We start from the raw sequence: 22,097 nt of genomic DNA, 5'->3' as shown, positions 1-22,097 counted from the left end.
GTGACGCGCGTAGAGTGTCGCGGGAGGACATCCCGCGGCACTCTGCGCATTCCACCCCCCTTCCGGACCTTCTGGAGCACCTGCATGGACGCCATCTCCGTCATCCGGGCCAAGCGCGACCGGGGCGAACTGACCGACCCCCAGATCGACTGGGTCATCGACGCCTACACCCGCGGCGAGGTCGCCGACGAGCAGATGTCCGCCCTCGCGATGGCGATCCTGCTCAACGGCATGACCCCCCGGGAGATCAGCCGCTGGACCGACGCGATGATCCGCTCCGGCGAACGGATGGACTTCACCGCGCTCGGCGTCCCCACCGCCGACAAGCACTCCACCGGCGGCGTCGGCGACAAGATCACCCTCCCGCTCGCCCCGCTGGTCGCCGCCTGCGGCGCCGCCGTCCCGCAGCTCTCCGGCCGCGGCCTCGGCCACACCGGCGGCACCCTCGACAAGCTGGAGTCCATCCCCGGCTGGCGGGCCCTGCTCTCCAACGAGGAGATGCTCGACGTGCTGCGCGGCTGCGGCGCCGTCATCTGCGCCGCCGGCGACGGGCTCGCCCCCGCCGACAAGAAGCTCTACGCCCTCCGGGACGTCACCGGCACCGTCGAGGCGATCCCGCTGATCGCCTCCTCGATCATGTCCAAGAAGATCGCCGAAGGCACCGGCGCCCTCGTCCTCGACGTCAAGGTCGGCTCCGGCGCCTTCATGAAGAACCTCGACGACGCCCGCGAACTCGCCCGCACCATGGTCGGGTTGGGCCGCTCCGCCGGTGTCGCCACGGTCGCCCTGCTCACCGACATGTCCACCCCGCTCGGACTCACCGCCGGCAACGCGCTCGAAGTCCGCGAATCCGTCGAGGTACTGGCCGGCGGCGGCCCCGCCGACGTCGTCGAACTCACCCTCGCCCTCGCCCGCGAAATGCTCACCGCCGCCGGCGTCCGCGGCAAGGACCCCGCCGACGCGCTCCGCGACGGCTCCGCCATGGACCACTGGCGCCGCATGATCACCGCCCAGGGCGGCGACCCCGACGCCCCCCTCCCGGTCGCCCGCGAACGGCACGTCGTCCCCGCCCCCGCCACCGGCGTCCTCACCGCCCTCGACGCCTACGCCGTCGGCGTCACCGCCTGGCGCCTCGGCGCCGGCCGCGCCCGCAAGGAGGACCCCGTCCAGGCCGGCGCCGGCGTCGAACTCCACGCCAAGCCCGGCGACCACGTCACCGCCGGCCAGCCCCTGCTCACCCTGCACACCGACACCCCCGAACGCCTCCCCTACGCCCTGGAGGCCCTCACCGGCGCCGTCACCGTCGCCCCGGCCGGCACGGCGTTCACCCCGGCGCCGATCGTGCTGGACCGGATCGGATAGCCGTACGACTCCGTGCCTGCGGCGCGGCGGTACTACGCTGCGCCGCAGGCACGGGAACCGGTACCTCGTCGAGATCGAGCCCGAGATCAGGGGCTGGCTCTCAGCGCTGCCGACCAGGCTGTACGCCAAGGCGGAGGAAGCCGTCGACCTCCTGGCCGAGCGTCCGACGACACTCGGCGAGCCCTACTCCCGACACCTCGGCGGCCCGCTGCGGGAGCTGCGGTTCGGCCTGGCGGGGGAGGCCACGAGAATCACCTACTGGCTCGCGCCGGAGCGGCGGATCGTCCTGTGGACGGTGTTCTCCAAGACCAGGATGCGGGAGACCGCAGAAGTCACTCGGGTGTTGGGGGCGCAGAAGACCTGCCAGGCGGAGCATCCGCCGGCGCACGAGGAGTTCAGCCGCGCGATCACGAAGGGCGACATCCGATGAACCACTCCCAGTGGAAGACCGCCCGCACCCGGGCCCTGCTCGGTGAGGCCGAGCAGGAGGACGCCGAGGTGACCGCGCTGCGGCTGGAGATCCGGTACGCGATGGCGCTCGGGCAGGCGGTGTACGACCGCCGGACCGTGCTCGGGCTCTCGACGGGCGAACTGGCCGGGCGGGCGAACCTCACGGAGGCCCGGATCGAGGCCATCGAGGACGGGGACACCGTTCCCACGCTTCCGCTGCTGCACCGGCTGGCCACCGCGCTGGAGTCCCAGCTCGACATCCACCTGGCGTCCGGCCGGGCCGCCACCGTCCGCTTCGAGCCCTCGGCGGCTTAACCGCCGTAGGTGCGCAGGACGCCGGTGTCGAGGGTCCAGGGGCCGACGGTGATCACGTCGCCGAAGGCGAAGTCGGTGCGGCGGGTGTAGTTCGGTTCGGAGTGGATGACGCCGGTGCCCAGGCGGGGGTCGACCAGGAGGTAGAGCGGGATGCCCATGGCGGCGTAGTCGGCGACCTTGGCGTGATAATCGGTCTCGGAGTTGGATTTCGAGACGATCTCGACGACGAGCAGAATCTCGTGGGGCAGGAACGCCGGAGCCTCGTCGTCCAGCGCCGCCTCCGGGAAGACCATGAGGTCGGGGTTGCGGAGGCACCCGTGGACGGGGTCGACCAAGTCGGCGCCACCGTGGGCGATGTAGCCGGGGTGGGTCTGCGGAAGCTGCCCGTTGAGCTGCTGAGCGATGCGGATCACCGCGAGTTCGTGTCGCTTCACCGGCGACATCGTCATCACGACCGTGCCGTTCGCGATCTCGATCTTCCCTATCCCCGGAGTCTGCGGCAGCTGGTCGGCGATCTCACGGAGCTTGGCGAACACGGCGGGGTCGAGGCTCATGTCTGAAGTGTAGTGACGCCTCGCGCGCGGTGGGTGGCGTAGAGGGTGACGCCGGCCGCGCCGGCCACCGCGGTGAGGGCGACGGTGGCGGTGCCCGGCCAGCCGGTGGAGTGGTAGGCGTCGGCGCCCAGGGTGCCGCCGAGGCTGTTGCCCAGGTAGTAGGCGATCAGGTAGAGGGCGGAGGCCTGGGCGCGGCCGGTGGTGGCGGTGCGGCCGACCGAGGAGGAGGCGGTGGCGTGGCCGGCGAAGAAGCCGGCGGTGATCAGGACCAGGCCGAGGACCGTGCAGGCCAGCGAGTCCGCGAGGGAGAGCAGCAGGCCGGCCGCGGTGGTGGAGATCGCCAGGTAGAGGGTGCCGCGGCGGCCCCAGCGGGCGGTCAGCCGGCCCGCCGAGGCGGAGGAGGCGGTGCCGACCAGGTAGACCACGAAGACCGACGCGGCGATCGACTGCGGGAGGTGGAAGGGCGCGGCCGTGAGCCGGTAGCCGACGGTGGTGTAGACGGCGCCGAAGACGGCCATGAAGAGCATCCCGAGCGCGTACAGCCGCAGCAGCAGCGGGTCGCGCAGGTGCCCCGAGACGGTCGCGGCCAGCGCCCGCGCGTCGACCGGCGCCCGGCGGAAGTGCCGGGCGCGCGGGACGAGGGCGCGGAAGGCCAGGGCGGCGAGCAGCGCCAGGCCGGCCGAGACCGCGAGGCCCCAGCGCCAGCCCCACGCGGCGCCGGCCCAGCCCGAGACCAGCCGGCCGCCCATCCCGCCGATCGAGTTCCCGGCCACGTACAGGCCCATCGCGGAGGCCAGCGCCGCCGGGTGCACCTCCTCGGCGAGGTAGGCCATCGCGGTCGCGGGCAGCCCCGCGAGCGCCGCGCCCTGCACGGCGCGCAGCACCACCAGGGTGGTGAGGTCCGGGGCGAACGGCAGGACCAGCGCGAGCAGCGCGGCGGCGAGGGTGGACGCGGTCATCACCGCGGTGCGCCCGTAGCGGTCGGACAGGGCGCTGGCCGGGAGCAGCGCGAGCGCGAGCCCGAGGGTGGCGGCGGACGCCGTCCAGCTGGCCTGGCCGGGCGTCAGGCCGAGGTCGGCGGAGAGCAGCGGCAGCAGGCCCTGGGTCGAGTACAGCAGGACGAAGGTGGCCACTCCGGCCGCGAACAGGGCGAGGTTGGCGCGGCGGAAGTCCCGGCTGCCCGGGCGCAGGCGCAGGTCGGCGGGAGTGCGGACGGGGGCGGGCGCGGACGCCTCGGTACTGGCGGGCTGCATGGCGTCGACGCTAGGACCGGGGCGGCTGATGCGTCCAATGCATCAATGCGGGATCATTCATGCCGTGACGCATGAGAGCAGCTCCGGGCCCGTCCGCCTCGCCGAACTCGGCCCGGACGCCGATGTGACGGTGCTCGCACCGCAGTTGGCCGAGTTCGCGGCCGTCGCCCGGCTGGAGCACGTCACCCAGGCCGCCCAGCTGCTCGGCAGGCCGCAGCCCACCCTCTCGCGCGCCGTCGCCCGGCTGGAGGCCGAGCTCGGCGTCGACCTGCTCGCCCGCCAGGGCCGCGCCGTCCGGCTCACCCGGGCCGGCCGGATCCTGCTGGACGCCGTCGAACGCGCTCTGGCCGAGGTCGAGCGCGGCGTCGAGGCCGCCCGGGCCGAGGCCGACCCGGCGGCCGGCCGGGTCGCCTTCGGCTTCCTGCACACCATGGGCACCGACGCGGTGCCCGCGCTGCTGCGCGGTTTCCGGACCGGACACCCCCGGGTGCGGTTCCAGCTCGTCCAGGACCACGTCTCCGCGATGCTGGAGCGCCTGCGGGCCGGCGAGCTCGACCTCTGCCTGGTCTCCCCGATCCCCGACGCGCCCGACCTCGTCTCGCGCCCGCTCGACGAGCAGCGGCTCTACCTCACCGTCCCCGCCGAGCACCGCCTCGCGGGCCGCCGCCGGATCCGGCTCGCCGAGGTCGCCGAGGACAGCTGGGTGACCGTCGAGGAGGGGTACGGGCTGCGCCACATCATGGAGGGCTTCTGCGCCGAGGCCGGGTTCACCCCGCGGATCGCCTTCGAGGGCGAGGAGGTCGAGACCCTGCGCGGCCTGGTCGCCGCCGGCCTCGGCGTCTCCCTCCTCCCGCCGGCGCTGGTCCCCCGCCCCGGCGTCGTCGAACTGGAGGTCACCGCCCCCCGCACCCGCCGCGCGATCGGCCTGGCCTGGCTCGCGAACCGGCCGCTCACGCCGCCGGCGGCGGCCTTCCGCGACTTCGTGCTCTCGCGGCGGGGGAGCATCCTGGCGCACGACTAGGCAGCCTTCGGGGGCGGGGTCCGCTGCGCGGGGAGAGCGGGAGGGAGGCGGCGTGGCGGTAGGCGTTCTACGCGCGTAGGTATATGCTCCGGCAATGGAGAAGCAGATCGCCGCCTTCGCGGGTGCCACGGGCCCGCGCGTCCCCACGTCCGAGCAGATCGCCCGCGCGCCGAAGGTGCTGCTGCACGACCACCTGGACGGCGGGCTGCGGCCGGAGACGGTCGTCGAACTGGCCGCCGACTGCGGCTACGCGGGGCTGCCGACCGCCGACCCGAAGGAGCTCGGGGAGTGGTTCCGGGCGGCCGCCGACTCCGGCTCGCTGGAGCGGTACCTGGAGACCTTCGCGCACACCTGCGCGGTGATGCAGACCCGGGCCGCGCTCGTGCGGGTCGCGGCGGACTGCGCCGAGGACCTGGCCGCCGACGGGGTGGTGTACGCCGAGGTGCGGTACGCGCCGGAGCAGCACCTGGAGGCCGGGCTGAGCCTGGACGAGGTGGTCGAGGCGGTCAACGAGGGCTTCCGGCTCGGCGAGGCGAACGCCCGGGTGCGCGGCCGCCGGATCCGGGTCGGGACGCTGCTGACCGCGATGCGGCACGCCGCCCGCTCGCAGGAGATCGCCGAACTGGCCAACCGCCACCGCGACCGCGGCGTGGTCGGCTTCGACATCGCCGGCGCCGAGGCGGGCCACCCGCCGACCCGGCACCAGGCCGCGTTCGACTACCTCAAGGGCGAGAACAACCACTTCACCATCCACGCGGGCGAGGCGTTCGGCCTGCCGTCGATCTGGGAGGCGCTGCAGTGCTGCGGCGCGGACCGGCTCGGCCACGGCGTGCGGATCGTGGACGACATCACGGTCGGCGAGGACGGCGCGGTGGGGCTCGGCCGGCTGGCCGCCTACGTCCGGGACAAGCGGGTCCCGCTGGAGATGTGCCCCACCTCCAACCTGCAGACCGGCGCGGCCGCCTCGTACGCCGAGCACCCGATCGGGCTGCTGGCCCGGCTGAAGTTCCGGGTCACCGTCAACACCGACAACCGGCTGATGAGCGGCACCTCGATGAGCCGCGAGTTCGCGCACCTGGTGGACGCCTTCGGGTACACCCTGGCGGACCTGGAGTGGTTCACCGTCAACGCGATGAAGTCGGCGTTCCTGCCGTTCGACGAGCGGCTGGCGATGATCAGCGACGTGATCAAGCCCGGGTACGCCGAGCTGAAGGCGGAGTGGCTGTTCGGCCCGCGCGGCTGAACGGGCGGGCCGGGCCGAGGGCTGATCGGATGAGCGGTGCGGCGTCCGGGGCGATGGTCGGACTTATCACTCTCCGGAGTGGCCGGATTTTGAACGGCCCGGGGGCGGCTCACTACGGTGGGCCGGTCACTGCTGACTCGGTGTGACGGCGACGTCCCCCAACCCCCTGGGCGTCCGCCGGCGCACCGGCCCGACCAGGACTGAGGACGCACACATGAAGCAGGCCACTCTCAAGGCCGCCGGCACCGCCGCGCTCGGCGTCGCCTTCGCCGCCGTCGCCGCCGGCTCGGCCGCCGCGGCGCCGGTCGCCCCCGGCGGCCTCGGACTGCCGACCAGCGCGCTCACCAACCCCGGGGTGACCGGCGCGGCCACCGGCGCGGTGAGCAAGCTCCCCGGCGGCGACCAGCTCGGCACCGTGACCGGCACGCTCAACCCGACCGCCGGCGCCCCGGCCGCCGCCCCCGCCCCGGCCCCGGCCGGGGAGCAGGCCCCGCCGGTCGCCGAGCAGGTCGGCCCGGGCGGCGTGGACGGCCCGCAGGGCGCCCCGGCGCCCGCCGCGGCCAACCGGGTCGGCGGCCTGGACTCCGTTCCCGGCGGCCAGGGCCTCTCCAAGACCCCGGTCGGCGGCGTGGTCGGCACCCTGAGCAGCCTCTCCCCGACCGGCGGCGGCGCCCCCGGCCTGCCCAGCCTCCCGGGCCTGGGCGGCTGACGGCCGACCGGCCGCCGTACGACGCAGGGCCGTCCCGCGATCCGCGGGGCGGCCCTCCGCCGTGTCCGGCCTCGGCCGTGGAGGCCCGGCCGGTCGGGCAGCGCGCGGCCACTGCCTGACCTCGGGCGGCTCGTCCGCGCCGATCCGCTCCAGCGCCCGGGCGAACTCCCGGCGCTCGGCGGCGTCCATCCCGTCCGGGTCGGCGGCGACGCCTTCCAGGGTGCTCGGCGCGCTGCCCGGTTCCAGCCCGTCCGGGGGGAGGCGGCGTCGGCCGGGGTGGCGTGGGCGGGGTGCGGTCCGGCGCGGGTGGTCCGGGCGGGGCTCACGGCTCCTGGGGGAGCAGCAGCCACAGCGCGAGGTAGATCAGGAACTGCGGGCCGGGCAGCAGGCAGGACACCAGGAAGATCACCCGGACCGTCCACGGGGTGAGCCCGAAGCGCCGGGCGATGCCGGCGCAGACGCCGGCGATGACGCGGTGGTGGCGGGGGCGGGCGAGGCTGCTCATCGTCTCCTCCGAGGAGTGCGTCCCGGGCGGTCCGTCCGTCCGGGGTGATGGTTCCATCCTGCCGCCGTGACCTGGGCTTTCGCGTCCGCCGTGATGGCGATCCCGGCCCCGGGCGGCTACCCGTCCAGGGGGATGCCGGGATCAGGGTCGGCTCCGGGGGCACCCCGAGGTTGGCGGGTCGCCGGCGGGGCATCGGTCAAGGAAACGTAAAAGAGCGGTAAGGAAGTCGGAGGTGCCGCCGGAGGCGTCAGCGGCGGCTGGGAGACTCGCGCCATCGATCTCATAAGAGATTCATAAGAACAAGGACAGATTCTGATGCGTGCGAACCGGCTGCTGGCCGTCACCGTGCTCTCCGTTCTCGGTGTCACCGGCCTGACGGCCTGCGGCTCCGACAGCGGCAAGAAGGGCGACTCCGCTCCCGCCGCCTCCGCCCCCGCCTCGGCCGCCGCTTCCGGTGGCGCCGCCGCCGCCCCCGCCCCCGCCGCCGCGGGCGCGCCCGGCGGGCTGGAGAAGCTGACCGTGCCGGAGATCCTCAAGAAGTCGCAGGCCGCCGGCGCCAAGCTGAAGAGCGTCAAGGTGGACTTCACCGTCTCCTCCGCGGACGGCGACCTGAGCGCCGTCCTGGCCGCCGACGGCTCGGGCAACTGCGCCGGCACCGTCACGGCCAAGGGCAAGGGCAAGGCCGACCTGCTGCGCACCGGCGGCAAGGTGTGGGTCAAGCCGGACACCGAGTTCCTCAAGGTCCTGGTCCCGGCGGGCGGCGCCGCCGTCACCGCGGCCGGCGGCAAGTGGATCGCCGCCGGCGACAGCGCCGAGGTCGCCGAGTACGCCGCCTACTGCGACCTGGGCCTGCAGATCCAGAAGCACGTCGGCCTGACCGACGAGGGCGCCCCGGACGACAAGGGCACCCTGAAGGGCAGCAAGAAGGTCGCCGGCCTCGACGCGGTGATCATCAACATGAGCTCCGACGGCACCAGCACCGACGCCGCCATCGCCAACCAGGGCGAGCCCTACCTGCTCTCGCTGGAGAGCAAGGAGAACGGCACCATGAAGTTCTCCGACTTCGACAAGCCGGTGCAGGCCGCCGCCCCGGCGGGCGCCATCGACCTGAAGACGCTGCTCGGCCACTGACCCGGCCGCGCCGCCCCCGCCACCGCCCGTCCGGAAGCGTCTCCGGGCGGGCGGTGGCGCGTCCGCGACCGGACCGGATCGCACCGGACCGGGGTGAGCGGCGGGGCACGGAGGGTACGGGCGCTCAGCCGCGCGGTGCGGCCGTCGAGCCGAGCACCGACAGCGCGGCGGACGGGACGGGGCGCGGGCGGGTCCGGCCCCGGTCGTCCGCGTCCTCGAACGGCGTCACCGGATCCGGTGTCACCTGATCCGGCGTCACCGCGGGCCCGGCGGCCGGCCCGGCGGCCGCGGCCGCCCGGCGCCGCTCCAGGGCGCGCAGCGGCGGCACCAGCAGCAGGTGGGCCAGCGCCGCGCCCGCCGTGCCGAGCAGCACGTCGTCCACGTCCAGCACGTGGCCCGGCGCCACGCCCTCCAGGATCTCCAGCGCGGTGCCCAGCAGGGCGGCCGCGCCGGTCGCCCGCAGGAAGGACGGCAGCCAGGCCCGGGCCGGCGAACCCACCGCCAGCGGCAGCAGCACCCCGAGCGGGGCGAGCGGCAGCATCCCGGAGGCGAGCCGGTGGACGGCGGCCCGGGCGTCGAGCGCGAACGCCTCGCGCACCGAGGAGAGCGGGTCGAGGTTCGGCGGGGCGGTCCAGGCCGCCGCCGCCGGTCGCAGGCTCAGCCAGCCCAGCACCAGCACCAGCACGCCCAGCAGCACCCGGGCCGCGACCCGGAACCGGTACGGCACCGCCCGCCCGCGGCGCGGCCGGTCGGCGCTCCCGGGGTCGACGGGTGTGGTGGGTGCGGTGGTGTGCACACCCCGGAGGACGCGGCCCCCGCCGGGAGCGGTTCCCGGGGCGCGGGTTTCTCAGGGGCAGTGGCTGGGCGACGGGGCGACGAAGGCGCCGCCGGTCGCCGTGACGGCCGGGGTCGGGGACGCGGACGCCGACGCGGCGGAGCCGGACGCGGCGGCGGCCGGCTTGCCGGTGGCCGCCGACCTGGTGGGGGTCGGGGCGGCCTGCGGGGTGGGCGGGTCGGTGGGCTCGGGGGCCATCGGCACCTGGAGCTCGTTCGGGCAGGCGGTGCGGCTGGCCGGGGCGCCCGCGTCGACGGGGACCTCGGTGGCGCGGATGCCGCAGCCGGTCAGCAGGGCGGGGGCGAGCAGCGCGCCGGCCAGCAGGGCGAGGGTGCGGCGGGCGGTCATCGGGCGTCCTCCGGCTCGGGGGCGGGCGGCTGGGTGAGCGGCAGGGTGAGGGTGAAGACCGCGCCGACCCCGTCCGGGTTGTTCGCGGCGGTGATGTCGCCGCCGTGGATCCGGGCGTTGGCCTCGGCGATGGACAGGCCAAGGCCGCTGCCCTCGGACCGGGCCCGGCCCTTGTCGGCCTTGTAGAAGCGGTCGAAGACGTGCGGGAGGACGTCCTCCGGGATGCCGGGGCCGCCGTCGGAGACCGAGACGACCACGGTGTGCGCCTCGTCGTCCTGGCGGACCCGCACCCGGACCGGGGAGCCGCCGTGCTTGAGCGCGTTGCCGATCAGGTTGGCGAAGACCACGTCGAGGCGGCGCGGGTCGACGACGGCCAGGATGCCGCGCGGGGCGTCCAGGTCGACCGCGTCGTACCAGGCCCGGCCGTCGATGCAGGACATGATCAGGTCGGCCATGTCGACCTCGTCGGCGACCAGCTTGGCGGTGCCCGCGTCGAACCGGGTCACCTCCATCAGGTTCTCCACCAGGTCGGACAGCCGCCGGGTCTCGGAGACCACGATCCGCACGGCCGGCTCGATCATCGGGTCGAGCGCGTCGGCCTCGTCCTCCAGGATGTCGGTGACGGCGGTCATCGCGGTCAGCGGGGTGCGCAGCTCGTGCGACATGTCGGCGACGAACCGGCGGGACTGCGCCTCGCGCGCGCTCAGTTCGGCGACCTGGTCCGAGAGCGACTCCGCGGTGCGGTTGAACGTCCGTGCCAGGTCGGCGAGTTCGTCGTTGCCCTCGACGTCGAGCCGGGTGTCCAGCTTGCCCTCGCCGAGCCGCCGGGCGGCGTCCCCGAGCCGGCGCACCGGCCGCAGCACGGTCGCCGAGGCGGCCTGGGCGAGCAGCGCCGAGCCGACCAGGGCGAGCAGGGTGGCGATCGCCAGCGACCAGCCGAGGGTGTTCAGGTCGGCCCGCTCGTTCTGCAGCGACTTGAACATGTAGGCGGTCGGCCCGCCCGGCACGATCCGCGTCCCGCCGACCACGTACGGCCCGGCCAGGTTCACCCGCTGCCAGTACAGGTGGTACTCGTACGGGTTGCCGGGCCCGGTCTCGCGCGGCTTGTTCACCGCGGCGGCCAGCGCCGCCGGTATCTGGCGCTGGCCGAACGCGATCGGGTCGGAGGACGCGGTGCAGCCCGGCACCGAGTCGTCGACCACCACCACGTCGTAGGCCAGCCCGGAGCTGGCCACCTGGGCGGCCAGCGCGTGCAGGTCCTGGCAGTTCGGCTTCAGCGGCAGCACCGTGACGTTCCGGGTCAGCGAGTCCCGGAAGTCGTTCAGCGCCGAGTTCTGGGCGCGCTTGAGCACCGCGTCGCGGTTCAGCCAGTAGGCGATGCCGGACGCGGAGACGGCGGTGACCAGGGCCACCGCGGCGAACACCGCGATCAGCCGGACCCGCAGCGAACTGAGCCGCCGCCAGGACGCCGAACGGGTCCGGCGCGGCGCACTCTGATGGTCGGTCAAGAAGGACTCACAGTCGGGGAGGGGCGGTTCAGACGGGCGGGTCGAGACGGTAGCCGACACCCCGGACGGTGCGGATCAGCGTCGGCGCGGACGGCACGTCCTCGACCTTCGCCCGCAGCCGCTGCACGCAGGCGTCCACCAGCCGGGAGTCGCCCAGGTAGTCGTGCTCCCAGACCAGCCGCAGCAGCTGCTGCCGGGAGAGCGCCTGCCCCGGGCGGCGGCTGAGCTCCAGCAGCAGCCGCAGCTCGGTCGGGGTCAGCTGCAGGTCCTGGCCGTCCTTGGTGACGGTCATCGCCGAGCGGTCGATCACCAGGCCGCCGTACGCGGAGGAGTCCGAGTTCTCCCGTTCGCCGCGGCGCAGCACCGCGCGGATCCGGGCGTCCAGCACGCGCGGCTGGACCGGTTTCACCACGTAGTCGTCGGCGCCGGACTCCAGGCCGACCACCACGTCGATGTCGTCGGAGCGGGCGGTCAGCAGGATGATCGGCAACTGGTCGGTGCGGCGGATCCGCCGGCAGACCTCGAAGCCGTCGATGCCGGGCAGCATCACGTCCAGCACGATCAGGTCCGGGCGCTGCTCCTTGAACAGGCGCAGACCGTCCTCGCCGGACGCGGCGGCGGCCACCCGGTGACCCTGGCGGGTGAGGGCGAGTTCGAGGCCGGTGCGAATGGCGTCGTCGTCCTCGATCAGAAGCAGGAAAGACACGGGGGTCATTGTGTCCCACCCGGCCACCGGAAGCACCCACCCGGGTGACCTCCGGGGGAGCGGGAACCGGAGGGCACCGGTCCGGCGTCCGCAACCGAGGAGCACCCGAATGCCCCGCGGCGGCCGGTCCTGTGACAGCCCTGTGACAGTCGACGGACACCGCCATGACGCGCGGACGGCAGGATTTTCCCTGTCGCCGCGAGGGAGACGGGCCACCACCCGGGACCCCGGCGGCGACGAACCGCTCGTACCGACCATGGGGGTGCCCGATGACCGCAACGCTGACGACCCGAAACGCCGGGCCGCGTTCCGCCGTCCTCGGCACCAGCCGGGCCAGGTACGAGGAGGAGAACGCCGGCAACGTGCTCGTACGGGGGTGCGCGCACAACGCCGGAACCCGCCGCCCGGTCGTGGGGACCAGGAGCGGGGACACCACCCACGGCCGGTCGGGGAACCAGGCCGCGGGACGGACGCTGCGGGTCGCCCCGCAGACGTTCCGGGGGGAGCAGGCCGAACAGGGAGGCGCACAGGGGGAGCACCCGGCCGCCGCGACGGACGAGGCGCGCGACATCGCCGAGTTCACCGCGTACGTGCGCGAGCGCCGCGCCTCCCTGTACGCCACCGCCTACCACCTCACCGGCGACCGCTACGAGGCCGAGGACCTGCTGCAGAGCGCCCTCTTCTCCACCTACCGCGCCTGGGGCCGGATCACCGACAAGGCCGCCGTCGGCGGGTACCTCCGCCGCACCATGACCAACCTGCACATCTCCGCCTGGCGCCGCCGCAAGGTCAACGAGTACCCGACCGAGGAACTCCCCGAGCAGGCCGGCGACACCGACGCGATGGGCGGCACCGAACTGCGCGCCGTGCTCTGGCAGGCGCTCGCCAAGCTGCCCGAGAACCAGCGCACCATGCTCGTGCTGCGCTACTACGAGGGCCGCACCGACCCGGAGATCGCCGACATCCTCGGCATCAGCGTCGGCACCGTGAAGAGCTCCATCTGGCGCGCGCTGCGCCGGATGCGCGAGGACGAGCAGCTCAACCGCTCCGGCGACACCGTGCACGCCTTCGGCGAGCTGGTCGCCTGACCGGCGGGCAACAGGCTCCCGTCGGGGGACGGGGAAACGGGGGGAAGGGCGCGGGACACGGCGGCCGGCTCGGGGGAGGCGGCCGCGGGGGGAAGTCCCGCACCCGTGACGAAGACGGGCGGGACCCCGGTGCGGGGGAAAGGCACCGGGGTCCCGCCCGTTCGTCGTGCGGCCGGGCCCGTCGCGCCGGTCGTGCGGCCGGGCCCGTCGCGCCGGTCGTGCCCGTCGTGCGGCCGGGCCGGGCCCGCCGCCGTGACAATGGCCGGATGGACCAGCCACCCGCCTCCGGCCCCGACCCCGCGGCCGACCCCGCCGACGGCCCCGACCCCGCGGAGAGCCCGCAGGCCCGCGCCAACCGGCGGCTGGTCGAGATGCTGCAGGAACTGCGGGTGCTGCAGACCGGCGTGCAGATCGTCTTCGCCTTCCTGCTCGGCGTCGCCTTCACCCCGGGGTTCGCCGGACTCGGCGCCGGCGAACAGGACCTGTACGTCGCGGTGCTCCTGCTCACGGTGCTCGCCGCCGCCGTGCTGGCCACCCCGGTCGCGCTGCACCGGGCGCTGCTGCACCACCCCGAGCGGCCGCGGATCCTCCGGGTCTCGGCCCGGATCGCCCAGATCGGCCTGGTGCTGCTGGCCGCCGCGCTGTCCGGCGCGGTGCTGCTGGTGCTGACCGTGGTGCTGGGCGCCGCGGTGGCGCTGCCGCTCACCGGGGCCGTCGCGCTGGCCTTCACCGGCCTGTGGTTCGTCCTGCCGTGGGCGGTGCGCCGCAGCCTGCCCGCGCCCCCGGAGTGAGCGGTCAGACCAGCTCGGCGGGCAGTTGGCGGGCCACCGCGGCGATCCGCCGCCCCGCCTCCACGCCGGAGCAGGCGTACGAGCCCAGCTCGACCTGGCGGGCGACGATGCCGCGTTCGGCCCGCATCAGCCGCACCCCCCGGCGGACCAGGTACGGCACCGACTTGCGGCCCTCCCGGACGTCCCGCCGGAAGCGCCGCCAGGCCGTCGTGGACGGCTTGTTGCGCAGGCACAGCGCGTCCCCCAGCAGGCCCTCCGCCTGGCAGCGGCGGACCAGCTCGGCGGCGAAGATCCCCTCCGCGACGAAGCCCGCGGCGCCGTCCAGCAGCAGCAGCCGACTGCCCGAGCGCCCGTTGTCCGGGATCGAGTACACCGGCACCTCGGCCCAGCCCTCGAAGGCCAGCGCCCGGATCGCCGCCAGCGCCTGCTCCGCGTGCCAGGAGAGCGGCGAGTCCCAGTCCGGGCCGCCCCCGTCGGGCAGCTGCGGCAGCGTCGGGTCGTCGCCGTCCTTGTAGAAGTCGTCGAGCTGGAGCACCGGGAGCCCGCTGTGCTCGGCCAGCGAGGACTTCCCCGACCCCGAGGGGCCCGACAGCAGGATGACGCGGGATATCGGGCGGCGGTTCAGCGGGGTGTCACTCACGGGGAACCAGTCTGAGGCATGGGAGGGGCGGCCCGGAACCCGCCGGTCGACCCGTTCACCGGGAGTGAGGGAGCGTGCGGGGGCGCGTGACCGGCGGACATGGGGACGGGCCCGCACCAGGGGGGGGAGAAGTGCGGGCCCGTCGCGGCCGCCCGGGCCCCGGGGGGGGGTAGGGCACTGAGGACGGCCGGTCTGTGGGGTCGGGCGGGCGGGCTAGGTGCCCATCGGGTGCCAGACCGTCTTGGTCTCCAGGAAGGAGAGGAGCCGTCCGGTGCCGGGCGCGGCCGTCCAGTCCACCGCGGACGGGTCGGCGGCCGGTCGGACCACCCGCTTCAATGTATCGGCCGCGGCGGCTTCCAGGGCCGCCGCCGCGCCGGGCCCCTCGGGGTCGATCGCCCCGGCCAGGTCCAGCGCGTTGACGTCCTGGTGCGAGGCCAGGGTCGGGGCGAGGTCCGCGGTGCGGCCGGAGAGCAGGTTCACCACGCCGCCCGGCACGTCCGAGGTGGCCAGCACCTCGCCCAGCGCGAGGGCGGGCAGCGGGGCCTGCTCGGCGGCCGCGACCACCACGGTGTTGCCGGTCGCGATCGCCGGGGCGACCACCGACACCAGGCCCAGCAGCGAGAAGCCGTGGCCGGCCCGCGGCGCCAGGACGCCGACCACGCCGGTCGGCTCCGGGACGGACAGGTTGAAGAACGGCCCGGCCACCGGGTTGGCACCGCCCGCGACCTGCGCGACCTTGTCGGTCCAGCCCGCGTACCAGACCCAGCGGTCGATCGCCGCGTCCACCAGCGCCGCCGCCTTCTTCGCGCCCACGCCCTCGGCCGCCGCGACCTCGGCCGCGAACTGCTCCCGGCGGCCCTCCAGCATCTCGGCGACCCGGTACAGCACCTGGCCGCGGTTGTACGCGGTGGTGCCCGCCCAGCCCTTGACCGCCGCGCGGGCCGCCAGCACGGCGTCCCGGGCGTCCTTGCGGGTGCCCAGCGGGGCGTTCGCCAGCCACTGGCCCTTCGTGTCGGTCACCTCGTACACCCGCCCGCTCTCCGAGCGCGGGAACTTCCCGCCGACGTACAGCTTGTAGGTCTTGAAGATCGCGATTCGCGCTGCGGTCTCAGACATCGAGGGCCTCGACATTCAGGTAGGGCTCCAGACCGTGGCGGCCGCCCTCGCGGCCGTAACCGGACTCCTTGTACCCGCCGAACGGCGAGGTCGGGTCGAACTTGTTGAAGGTGTTCGCCCACACCACGCCCGCCCGGAGCCGGTTCGCCATCCACAGGATGCGCGAGCCCTTCTCCGTCCAGATGCCCGCGGACAGGCCGTACGGGGTGTTGTTGGCCTTCTCCACCGCCTCGGCGGGGGTGCGGAAGGTCAGCACCGACAGCACCGGGCCGAAGACCTCCTCGCGGGCGATCCGGTGCGCCTGCGAGACGCCGGTGAACAGGGTCGGGCGGAACCAGTAGCCGGCGCCCGGGAGTTCGCACTCCGGGGCCCAGCGCTCGGCGCCCTCCCGCTCGCCGGCCTCCGCCAGCTCGGTGATCCGGGCCAGCTGGGCGGCCGAGTTGATCGCGCCGATGTCGGTGTTCTTGTCCAGCGGGTCGCCGACCCGCAGGGTGCCCATCCGGCGCTTGAGCGCGTCCAGCAGCTCGTCCTGGACCGACTCCTGCACCAGCAGGCGGCTGCCCGCGCAGCAGACGTGGCCCTGGTTGAAGAAGATGCCGTCGACGATGCCCTCGACCGCCTGGTCCAGCGGCGCGTCGTCGAACACGATGTTGGCGGCCTTGCCGCCCAGCTCCAGGCTCAGCTTCTTGCGGCTGCCGGCCAGCTGCCGGGCGATCGCCCGGCCGACCGGGGTGGAGCCGGTGAACGCGACCTTGTTCACGTCCGGGTGCGCGGTCAGCGCGGCGCCGGTGCGGCCGTCGCCGGTGACGATGTTCAGCACGCCCGTCGGCAGGCCCGCCTGGCGGCAGATCTCGGCGAAGCGCAGCGCGGTCAGCGGCGTCGTCTCGGCGGGCTTCAGCACCACCGTGTTGCCGGTGGCCAGCGCCGGGGCGACCTTCCAGGCCAGCATCAGCAGCGGGAAGTTCCACGGGATGACCTGCGCGGCCACGCCCAGCGGGCGCGGGTTCGGCCCGAACCCGGCGAAGTCCAGCTTGTCGGCCCAGCCCGCGTAGTAGAAGAAGTGCGCGGCGACCAGCGGCAGGTCGACGTCGCGGGTCTCCCGGATCGGCTTGCCGTTGTCGATCGACTCCAGCACGGCCAGCTCGCGGCTGCGCTCCTGGACGATCCGGGCGATCCGGAACAGGTACTTGGCGCGCTCGGAGCCCGGCAGCGCCGACCAGTCGGCGAACGCCGCGCGGGCGGCCTTCACCGCGCGGTCGACGTCCTCCTCGGTGCCCTGGGCGAACTCGGCGAGCACCTGCCCGGTCGCCGGGTTGACGGTCTTCAGCGCCTCCGAGCCGGACGAGTCGACGAACTCGCCGCCGACGAAGTGGCCGTAGCTCGTGGCGATCTCGCCCGCGGCGGCGGGGGACTCGGGCGCCGGGGCGTACGCGAACAGGCCGCCCTTGCGGAGGGGCTGCTCGGTCTCGGTCTTCTTGGTCTTGGCCATCGTCCTCAGTCCACCGTCACGTAGTCGGGACCGGAGTACCGTCCGGTGCTCAGCTTCTGGCGCTGCATCAGCAGGTCGTTCAGCAGGCTGGAGGCGCCGAACCGGAACCAGTGCGGGCTGAGCCAGTCGTCGCCCAGCGTCTCGTTCACCATCACCAGGTACTTCATCGCGTCCTTGGTGGTGCGGATGCCGCCGGCCGGCTTCACGCCGACCTGGGTGCCGGTCGCCGCGCGGAAGTCCCGCACCGCCTCCAGCATCAGCAGCGTCACCGGCGGGGTCGCGTTCACCGCGACCTTGCCGGTGGAGGTCTTGATGAAGTCCGCGCCGGCGATCATCGCCAGCCAGGACGCCCGGCGGACGTTGTCGTACGTCTGCAGCTCGCCGGTCTCGAAGATCACCTTGAGGTGGGCGGCCGTCCCGTCCGGACGCGCGCAGGCCGCCTTGACGGCCCGGATCTCCTCGAAGACCTCCAGGTAGCGGCCGGAGAGGAAGGCGCCCCGGTCGATCACCATGTCGATCTCGTCGGCGCCCGCCGCGACCGCCTCCGCGGTGTCCGCCAGCTTGACCGGCAGGCCGGCCCGGCCGGACGGGAAGGCGGTGGCCACCGAGGCGACCTGGACCGCGCTGCCGCGCAGCGCCTCCTTCGCGGTGGCGACCATGTCCGGGTACACGCAGATCGCCGCGACCCGCGGGGCGGTCCGGTCGGACGGGTCCGGGCCCAGGCCCTTCGCGCACAGCGAGCGGACCTTGCCGACCGTGTCCGCGCCCTCCAGCGTGGTCAGGTCGATCATCGAGATGGCGAGGTCGATGGCGAGGGCCTTGGCGGTCGTCTTGATCGACCGGGTGCCGAGGGTCGCGGCCCGCGACTCCAGGCCGACCTGATCGACCCCGGGCAGGCCGTGCAGGAAGCGGCGCAGGGTGGCCTCGGACGCCGCGACGTCCGAGAGGCCGCCGCCCGCGGCGCCGGGGGCGTTGGCTGCAAGAGTGGACATAGTCACCAGAGCAGCATATCTACGCGCGTAGGAAGCCGGTAGGGCGGGGCGGTTTCGAATCCCGACCGAAGCCTGACCGAAATCCGCCCGCACCCCGCCCGCACCCCGCCCGCACCCCGGCGTCCTGCCCGGCGTCCTGCCCGGTGGGCCCGCCGCCCCGCCCGGCTACCCGGGGAACGGCGCGCGCGCCACCATGACCGCCGACCTCTGCTCGGGGTCCTGGGCCATGGAGTCCCACACCCGGCCCAGCACCACCACCGCCTCGTACCGGGCCGGCTCCGCCCACACCTGTGACCAGCGCACCGACGGGCAGAGCGCGTCGCGGGTGCCCAGCGGCACGGTCAGCGGCACGTCCGGGACCAGCGAGTACTGGTGGTCGCTCCCGGTGCCGAGCTGCTCGCCGTGCTCGCCGTGCTCGCCGTGGTCGCCGGGCTGCCGCAGCAGCGGGCCTCCGCCCACCACCACGCCGTCCCGCAGGTACAGCACCTCCAGGCTCTCGGGACCCTGGCCGTTCATATTGAGCCCCCGATCCGCGGTGAACCGGGCCTCCAGCACCGGGGCGGAGCCGCTGTCGGTCTTGCGGACCGAGGACACCGAGAAGGTGATCCCGCTGAAGGTCGCACTGCCCGCCTCCAGGGGCAGCCGGTCACCGCAGGCGTACGGGCCCTGCAGCGATCCGACGGGGGCGGAGGCCGCGGGCCGGGCCGGGTCCTCGGTGCCGGTCCACCGGACCGTGCCCAGGACGGCCGCGGCCGACAGCGCCAGGGCCGCGCCGCCGGTCAGCGCCCGCCGGTGGCGGCGACCGCGGCGGACCCGGCGCACCAGCAGCCCGGTGTCCAGCTCGGGAGGGTCGGCCAGGTCGGCGGCCTCCGGCAGTCGTGCGTGGAGCTCCTCGGGATTCATGCGGCATCGCCTTCCTGGAGCGCCTGTCGGTCGGTCCCCAGCGCCGTGCCCAGGCGCGTCAGCGCGTCGCTGAGGTGTCGCTTCACGGTGCCCTCGCGGCAGCCCAGCCGGTCGGCCACCGCCGCGACCGGCAGGTCCTCGTAGTACCGCAGCACCACGCAGGCCCGTTGGGTCGGCGAGAGCACGTCCAACGCGGTGAGCAGCCGCAGCCGGTCGGCGACCAGCTCGCCGTGGTCGGCGTGGTCGCCGTCCGCCCGGGGCCCCGGCACCTTCGGCAGCAGCAGGGCGAAGCGCTGCCGCCGCCGGTGCTGGTCGAGGAAGCGGTTGAGCATCGTCCGGCGGACGTACCCCTCCAGTCGCCCGAGGTCCCAGGACAGGTGCGGTCGGGCGAAGACCCGTACCAGCGCCTCCTGCACCAGGTCGGCCGCCTCCGCGCGGTCGCCGGTCAGCAGGAAGCCGTACCGGTTCAACTCCCTGCCGCGTGCCGAGACCAGCTCGGTGAGCAGGTTCGCCCAGTCCGCCACTCCGTCCCCTCCTTCGTCGTTCTCCGCCCGGTAACACGAACCGCCCGCGGTTTTCGTTGGGGGCGGGGTCCGGCGGCTCGGCGACAATGTGGGGATGAGCGGAGCGAAGGCGCGGGGGCGGCGGCCCGGGGGCGGGGACACCCGGGGGGCGGTGCTGGCGGCGGCGCGGGCGGAGTTCGCGGCGCGGGGGTACGAGAGGGCGAGCATGCGGGCGATCGCCCGGGGGGCGGGGGTGGACGCGGCGCTGCTGCACCACTACTTCGGCACGAAGGACCGGCTGTTCATGGCGGCGCTGGAGTTCCCGCTGGATCCGCGGGCGGTGGCGGAGAACGTGTTCGCGGGGGACCCGGCGACGATCGGGGAGCGGGTCGCGGGGTTCGTGGTGGGGCTGTGGGAGCAGCCGGAGGTCCGGGAGCGGTTGCTGGCCCTGGTGCGGACGGCGGCGACCAGCGAGGAGGTCGCGGGGGCGATGCGCGGCTTCATGGTGGCCGAACTGGTGGGCCGGGTGGCGGCGCGACTGGAGGTCGCGCAGCCGGAGTTGCGGGTGGAGCTGGCGATGTCGCAGGTCGTCGGGCTGGCGATGGCCCGGTACGTGATCGGGGTGGAGCCGCTCGCGTCGGCACCCCCGGAGGTGCTGGTCCCGTTGCTGGGACGGACCCTCCAGGGGTGCCTGACGGACTGAGCGGACCGACCGGGGGTCAGGCCCGTTCGCCGCCGAAGCGCTCGGTCCAGGCGGCCAGGTCCTCGTCGGTGATCTTGGCGAACAGCACCGGCGGGACGGTGAAGCCGGTGCCGGCCGGGACGAGCGCCAGGGCGCGGGCCTCGTCGGCGGACACCCAGGTGCGGGTGTCGTCGGCGAGCGCGAAGGAGTCGCGGATGGTGCGGGCCGCGGTCGGGATGAACGGCTCGGAGAGCACCGCGTAGAGGTGGATCAGGTTGATCGCGGTGCGCAGGGTGCGGGCCGCGGCCTCCGGGTCGGTCTTGATCTCGGTCCACGGCGCGGTGACGTCGAGGTAGGAGTTGCCCGCCGACCACAGGGCGCGCAGCGCCTGCGCGGCCTTGCGGAAGTTGAGCGCGTCCAGCTGGGCCTCGTACTCGGCGAGGAGCTCGGCGATCTGCTCGCCGAGGGCGGTCTCGGCGTCGCCGTTCGGCGCGCCGGCCGGGACCTCGTCGCCGAAGCGCTTGCGGCTGAAGGACAGCACCCGGTTGACGAAGTTGCCGAGGGTGTCGGCGAGGTCCTTGTTGACGGTCGCCGCGAACAGGTCCCAGGTGAAGCTGGAGTCGTCGGACTCCGGGGCGTTCGCCATCAGGTAGTAGCGCCAGTAGTCGGCCGGTAGCAGTTCGAGCGCGACGTCGGTGAAGATGCCGAGCTTCTGGCTGGTGGAGAACTTCCCGCCGTAGTACGTCAGCCAGTTGAACGCCTTGACGTAGTCGACCTTCTTCCACGGCTGCCGCGAGCCGAGCAGCGTCGCCGGGAACATCACCGTGTGGAACGGGACGTTGTCCTTCGCCATGAACTCGGTGTACCGGACGGTGTCGTCCGCCTCGTACCACCACGAGCGCCAGTCGCCGCCGGTCGCGTCCGCCCACTCCCTGGTCGCGCCGATGTACTCGATCGGGGCGTCGAACCAGACGTAGAACACCTTGCCCTCGGCGGCCAGCTCCGGCCAGGTGTCGGCCGGCACCGGGACGCCCCACTCCAGGTCGCGGGTGATCGCGCGGTCCTGGAGGCCCTCGGTCAGCCACTTGCGGGCGATCGAGGAGGCCAGCACGGGCCAGTCGTCGCCGTGCGCGGCGATCCACGCCTCGACCTCGTCGGTCAGCTTCGACTGGAGCAGGAAGAGGTGCTTGGTCTCGCGGACCTCCAGCTCCGCGCTGCCGCTGATCGCGGAGCGCGGCTCCAGCAGGTCGGTCGGGTCGAGGACCCGGGTGCAGTTCTCGCACTGGTCGCCGCGCGCCTTGTCGTAGCCGCAGAACGGGCAGGTGCCGACGATGTAGCGGTCCGGCAGGAAGCGGCCGTCGGCCACCGAGTAGACCTGGCGGATCGCCCGCTCCTCGATGAAGCCGTTGGCCTGCAGCTCGCGGGCGATCTCCTGGGTGATCTCGCGGTTCTGCGGCGAGGAGGAGCGGCCGAAGTGGTCGAAGGACAGCCGGAAGCCGTCGTAGATCGCCTTCTGCTGGTCGTGCGCCCGGGCGCAGAACTCCGCCACCGGCAGCCCGGCCTCCTGGGCGGCCAGCTCGGCGGGCGTGCCGTGCTCGTCGGTCGCGCAGATGTACAGCACCTCGTGGCCGCGCTGGCGCAGGTACCGGGCGTAGACGTCCGCCGGGAGCATCGACCCGACCATGTTGCCCAGGTGCTTGATCCCGTTGATGTAGGGAAGCGCGCTGGTGATCAACTGCCGAGTCATCCTGGGATGCTCCCTGCTTCTCCGGCGGGCACGCCGACGCGCCCGCGGGTGGGTGTCGAAGGCGCGGAACGGGGCGCTGCGCCTGCCGTCCGGCCGCCGCCAATCGTACCCAACCGGGGTGTTGGGGCCGCACCGGTCATCGGCGGGCTGTCAAGCGGTGCGGCCCGGCCGGACCCTTGACGGGCGGTCGGGGGCGGCAGGAAACT

General features: G+C 74.2%; 24 protein-coding genes. 10 read left to right on the top strand and 14 right to left on the bottom strand.

Annotated elements, in window-relative coordinates:
• Positions 1 to 84: 84 nt before the first annotated feature.
• From KSE_RS14940 to KSE_RS14930, 3 genes are read left to right on the top strand one after another with little or no spacing between them, the layout of a single operon-like run.
• Positions 85 to 1,362: a thymidine phosphorylase gene (locus KSE_RS14940; protein WP_014136150.1), complete on the top strand. Its 1,278-nt coding sequence runs from the start codon at positions 85 to 87 to the stop codon at positions 1,360 to 1,362.
• Between the two features lie 16 nt (positions 1,363 to 1,378).
• Positions 1,379 to 1,792, top strand: a complete 414-nt coding sequence (locus tag KSE_RS14935; protein WP_331457848.1) for a type II toxin-antitoxin system RelE/ParE family toxin — start codon at positions 1,379 to 1,381, stop codon at positions 1,790 to 1,792.
• Positions 1,789 to 2,127 carry a helix-turn-helix domain-containing protein gene (locus KSE_RS14930; RefSeq protein ID WP_014136149.1) on the top strand — a complete coding sequence of 113 codons (339 nt, stop codon included), beginning with the start codon at positions 1,789 to 1,791 and terminating at the stop codon, positions 2,125 to 2,127. The genes KSE_RS14935 and KSE_RS14930 overlap by 4 nt, the downstream gene beginning before the upstream one ends.
• Here the strand turns inward: KSE_RS14930 and KSE_RS14925 are convergent.
• Positions 2,124 to 2,681, bottom strand: a complete 558-nt coding sequence (locus KSE_RS14925) for a Uma2 family endonuclease (protein ID WP_014136148.1) — start codon at positions 2,679 to 2,681, stop codon at positions 2,124 to 2,126. The two genes, KSE_RS14930 and KSE_RS14925, sit on opposite strands and share 4 nt — an antisense overlap.
• On the bottom strand, positions 2,678 to 3,934 hold the full coding sequence (locus KSE_RS14920; protein ID WP_014136147.1) for an MFS transporter: 1,257 nt from the start codon (positions 3,932 to 3,934) through the stop codon (positions 2,678 to 2,680). The genes KSE_RS14925 and KSE_RS14920 overlap by 4 nt, the downstream gene beginning before the upstream one ends.
• 64 nt (positions 3,935 to 3,998) lie before the next feature.
• Between KSE_RS14920 and KSE_RS14915 the strand changes: the two genes are divergently transcribed.
• The 3 genes from KSE_RS14915 to KSE_RS38440 all read left to right on the top strand — a co-directional run bounded on the left by KSE_RS14915 (position 3,999) and on the right by KSE_RS38440 (position 6,907).
• Positions 3,999 to 4,955, top strand: coding sequence for a LysR family transcriptional regulator (locus tag KSE_RS14915; protein WP_014136146.1), 957 nt, complete (start codon positions 3,999 to 4,001; stop codon positions 4,953 to 4,955).
• Positions 4,956 to 5,049: 94 nt separating this feature from the next.
• On the top strand, positions 5,050 to 6,198 hold the full coding sequence (locus tag KSE_RS14910; protein ID WP_014136145.1) for an adenosine deaminase: 1,149 nt from the start codon (positions 5,050 to 5,052) through the stop codon (positions 6,196 to 6,198).
• A 214-nt stretch (positions 6,199 to 6,412) separates the two neighbouring features.
• Positions 6,413 to 6,907 (top strand): hypothetical protein, encoded by a 495-nt coding sequence (locus KSE_RS38440; RefSeq protein ID WP_014136144.1) that lies wholly within the window; start codon positions 6,413 to 6,415, stop codon positions 6,905 to 6,907.
• Between the two features lie 322 nt (positions 6,908 to 7,229).
• On the opposite strand, the gene KSE_RS14895 is transcribed toward KSE_RS38440, so the two are convergent.
• Positions 7,230 to 7,412, bottom strand: coding sequence for a PspC domain-containing protein (locus KSE_RS14895; protein ID WP_014136143.1), 183 nt, complete (start codon positions 7,410 to 7,412; stop codon positions 7,230 to 7,232).
• Between the two features lie 315 nt (positions 7,413 to 7,727).
• Here KSE_RS14895 and KSE_RS14890 point away from each other — a divergent pair, with 315 nt between their 5' ends.
• Positions 7,728 to 8,543 carry a hypothetical protein gene (locus KSE_RS14890; protein WP_014136142.1) on the top strand — a complete coding sequence of 272 codons (816 nt, stop codon included), beginning with the start codon at positions 7,728 to 7,730 and terminating at the stop codon, positions 8,541 to 8,543.
• Between the two features lie 124 nt (positions 8,544 to 8,667).
• Here KSE_RS14890 and KSE_RS38435 read toward each other — a convergent pair whose 3' ends face one another.
• Genes KSE_RS38435 through KSE_RS14870 form a run of 4 tightly spaced genes read right to left on the bottom strand, consistent with a single transcriptional unit; the run spans position 8,668 to position 11,949 of the window.
• Positions 8,668 to 9,339: a VanZ family protein gene (locus KSE_RS38435; protein ID WP_014136141.1), complete on the bottom strand. Its 672-nt coding sequence runs from the start codon at positions 9,337 to 9,339 to the stop codon at positions 8,668 to 8,670.
• A gap of 51 nt (positions 9,340 to 9,390) precedes the next feature.
• The gene (locus KSE_RS14880) at positions 9,391 to 9,726 is read right to left on the bottom strand and encodes a hypothetical protein (RefSeq protein WP_014136140.1); all 336 of its coding nucleotides are present in this window, start codon (positions 9,724 to 9,726) and stop codon (positions 9,391 to 9,393) included.
• Positions 9,723 to 11,234 carry a sensor histidine kinase gene (locus KSE_RS14875; protein ID WP_014136139.1) on the bottom strand — a complete coding sequence of 504 codons (1,512 nt, stop codon included), beginning with the start codon at positions 11,232 to 11,234 and terminating at the stop codon, positions 9,723 to 9,725. Before KSE_RS14875 ends, KSE_RS14880 begins: the two co-directional genes overlap by 4 nt.
• 28 nt (positions 11,235 to 11,262) lie before the next feature.
• Positions 11,263 to 11,949: a response regulator transcription factor gene (locus tag KSE_RS14870; protein WP_014136138.1), complete on the bottom strand. Its 687-nt coding sequence runs from the start codon at positions 11,947 to 11,949 to the stop codon at positions 11,263 to 11,265.
• 260 nt (positions 11,950 to 12,209) lie between these two features.
• On the opposite strand from KSE_RS14870, the gene KSE_RS38430 reads away from it, so the two are divergent.
• Both KSE_RS38430 and KSE_RS14860 read left to right on the top strand, forming a co-directional pair.
• On the top strand, positions 12,210 to 13,028 hold the full coding sequence (locus tag KSE_RS38430; RefSeq protein ID WP_014136137.1) for a SigE family RNA polymerase sigma factor: 819 nt from the start codon (positions 12,210 to 12,212) through the stop codon (positions 13,026 to 13,028).
• A gap of 266 nt (positions 13,029 to 13,294) precedes the next feature.
• Positions 13,295 to 13,819, top strand: a complete 525-nt coding sequence (locus tag KSE_RS14860) for a DUF6328 family protein (RefSeq protein WP_014136136.1) — start codon at positions 13,295 to 13,297, stop codon at positions 13,817 to 13,819.
• A gap of 4 nt (positions 13,820 to 13,823) precedes the next feature.
• Here the strand turns inward: KSE_RS14860 and KSE_RS14855 are convergent, their stop codons facing one another.
• The 6 genes from KSE_RS14855 to KSE_RS14830 form a co-directional block, all read right to left on the bottom strand.
• The gene (locus KSE_RS14855) at positions 13,824 to 14,459 is read right to left on the bottom strand and encodes an immunoglobulin domain-containing family protein (protein ID WP_014136135.1); all 636 of its coding nucleotides are present in this window, start codon (positions 14,457 to 14,459) and stop codon (positions 13,824 to 13,826) included.
• A gap of 213 nt (positions 14,460 to 14,672) precedes the next feature.
• Positions 14,673 to 15,575 carry an aldehyde dehydrogenase family protein gene (locus KSE_RS14850; protein WP_014136134.1) on the bottom strand — a complete coding sequence of 301 codons (903 nt, stop codon included), beginning with the start codon at positions 15,573 to 15,575 and terminating at the stop codon, positions 14,673 to 14,675.
• On the bottom strand, positions 15,568 to 17,064 hold the full coding sequence (locus tag KSE_RS14845) for an aldehyde dehydrogenase family protein (protein WP_014136133.1): 1,497 nt from the start codon (positions 17,062 to 17,064) through the stop codon (positions 15,568 to 15,570). The genes KSE_RS14850 and KSE_RS14845 overlap by 8 nt, the downstream gene beginning before the upstream one ends.
• 5 nt (positions 17,065 to 17,069) lie before the next feature.
• Positions 17,070 to 18,056, bottom strand: coding sequence for a deoxyribose-phosphate aldolase (deoC, locus tag KSE_RS14840; RefSeq protein ID WP_014136132.1), 987 nt, complete (start codon positions 18,054 to 18,056; stop codon positions 17,070 to 17,072).
• A 165-nt stretch (positions 18,057 to 18,221) separates the two neighbouring features.
• Complete coding sequence (locus KSE_RS14835) at positions 18,222 to 18,959, bottom strand: hypothetical protein (protein WP_014136131.1); 738 nt, start codon at positions 18,957 to 18,959, stop codon at positions 18,222 to 18,224.
• Entirely contained in the window at positions 18,956 to 19,483 is a 528-nt protein-coding gene (locus KSE_RS14830) for an RNA polymerase sigma factor (RefSeq protein ID WP_014136130.1), read from the bottom strand. The genes KSE_RS14835 and KSE_RS14830 overlap by 4 nt, the downstream gene beginning before the upstream one ends.
• 94 nt (positions 19,484 to 19,577) lie before the next feature.
• Between KSE_RS14830 and KSE_RS14825 the strand changes: the two genes are divergently transcribed.
• Positions 19,578 to 20,165 (top strand): TetR/AcrR family transcriptional regulator, encoded by a 588-nt coding sequence (locus KSE_RS14825; RefSeq protein ID WP_033258494.1) that lies wholly within the window; start codon positions 19,578 to 19,580, stop codon positions 20,163 to 20,165.
• A gap of 16 nt (positions 20,166 to 20,181) precedes the next feature.
• Here the strand turns inward: KSE_RS14825 and metG are convergent, their stop codons facing one another.
• A complete protein-coding gene (gene metG / locus KSE_RS14820; protein ID WP_014136128.1) occupies positions 20,182 to 21,891 on the bottom strand; it encodes a methionine--tRNA ligase in 1,710 nt (569 codons plus the stop codon).
• Positions 21,892 to 22,097: the final 206 nt, after the last annotated feature.

The sequence above is a fragment of the Kitasatospora setae KM-6054 genome (genome assembly GCF_000269985.1).
Classification (GTDB): domain Bacteria; phylum Actinomycetota; class Actinomycetes; order Streptomycetales; family Streptomycetaceae; genus Kitasatospora; species Kitasatospora setae.
Note: the sequence above shows the minus strand (reverse complement) of the source record. Positions and strands in the feature narration are given on the sequence as shown.

Coding starts and splice junctions, on each gene's coding strand:
- KSE_RS14940 (WP_014136150.1), top strand. CDS start 85: ATGGACGCCATCTCCGTCATCCGGGCCAAGCGCGACCGGGGCGAACTG.
- KSE_RS14930 (WP_014136149.1), top strand. CDS start 1,789: ATGAACCACTCCCAGTGGAAGACCGCCCGCACCCGGGCCCTGCTCGGT.
- KSE_RS14925 (WP_014136148.1), bottom strand. CDS start 2,681: ATGAGCCTCGACCCCGCCGTGTTCGCCAAGCTCCGTGAGATCGCCGAC.
- KSE_RS14920 (WP_014136147.1), bottom strand. CDS start 3,934: ATGCAGCCCGCCAGTACCGAGGCGTCCGCGCCCGCCCCCGTCCGCACT.
- KSE_RS14910 (WP_014136145.1), top strand. CDS start 5,050: ATGGAGAAGCAGATCGCCGCCTTCGCGGGTGCCACGGGCCCGCGCGTC.
- KSE_RS38440 (WP_014136144.1), top strand. CDS start 6,413: ATGAAGCAGGCCACTCTCAAGGCCGCCGGCACCGCCGCGCTCGGCGTC.
- KSE_RS14895 (WP_014136143.1), bottom strand. CDS start 7,412: ATGAGCAGCCTCGCCCGCCCCCGCCACCACCGCGTCATCGCCGGCGTC.
- KSE_RS14890 (WP_014136142.1), top strand. CDS start 7,728: ATGCGTGCGAACCGGCTGCTGGCCGTCACCGTGCTCTCCGTTCTCGGT.
- KSE_RS14880 (WP_014136140.1), bottom strand. CDS start 9,726: ATGACCGCCCGCCGCACCCTCGCCCTGCTGGCCGGCGCGCTGCTCGCC.
- KSE_RS14870 (WP_014136138.1), bottom strand. CDS start 11,949: ATGACCCCCGTGTCTTTCCTGCTTCTGATCGAGGACGACGACGCCATT.
- KSE_RS38430 (WP_014136137.1), top strand. CDS start 12,210: ATGACCGCAACGCTGACGACCCGAAACGCCGGGCCGCGTTCCGCCGTC.
- KSE_RS14860 (WP_014136136.1), top strand. CDS start 13,295: ATGGACCAGCCACCCGCCTCCGGCCCCGACCCCGCGGCCGACCCCGCC.
- KSE_RS14850 (WP_014136134.1), bottom strand. CDS start 15,575: ATGTCTGAGACCGCAGCGCGAATCGCGATCTTCAAGACCTACAAGCTG.
- KSE_RS14845 (WP_014136133.1), bottom strand. CDS start 17,064: ATGGCCAAGACCAAGAAGACCGAGACCGAGCAGCCCCTCCGCAAGGGC.
- deoC (WP_014136132.1), bottom strand. CDS start 18,056: ATGTCCACTCTTGCAGCCAACGCCCCCGGCGCCGCGGGCGGCGGCCTC.
- KSE_RS14835 (WP_014136131.1), bottom strand. CDS start 18,959: ATGAATCCCGAGGAGCTCCACGCACGACTGCCGGAGGCCGCCGACCTG.
- KSE_RS14825 (WP_033258494.1), top strand. CDS start 19,578: ATGAGCGGAGCGAAGGCGCGGGGGCGGCGGCCCGGGGGCGGGGACACC.
- metG (WP_014136128.1), bottom strand. CDS start 21,891: ATGACTCGGCAGTTGATCACCAGCGCGCTTCCCTACATCAACGGGATC.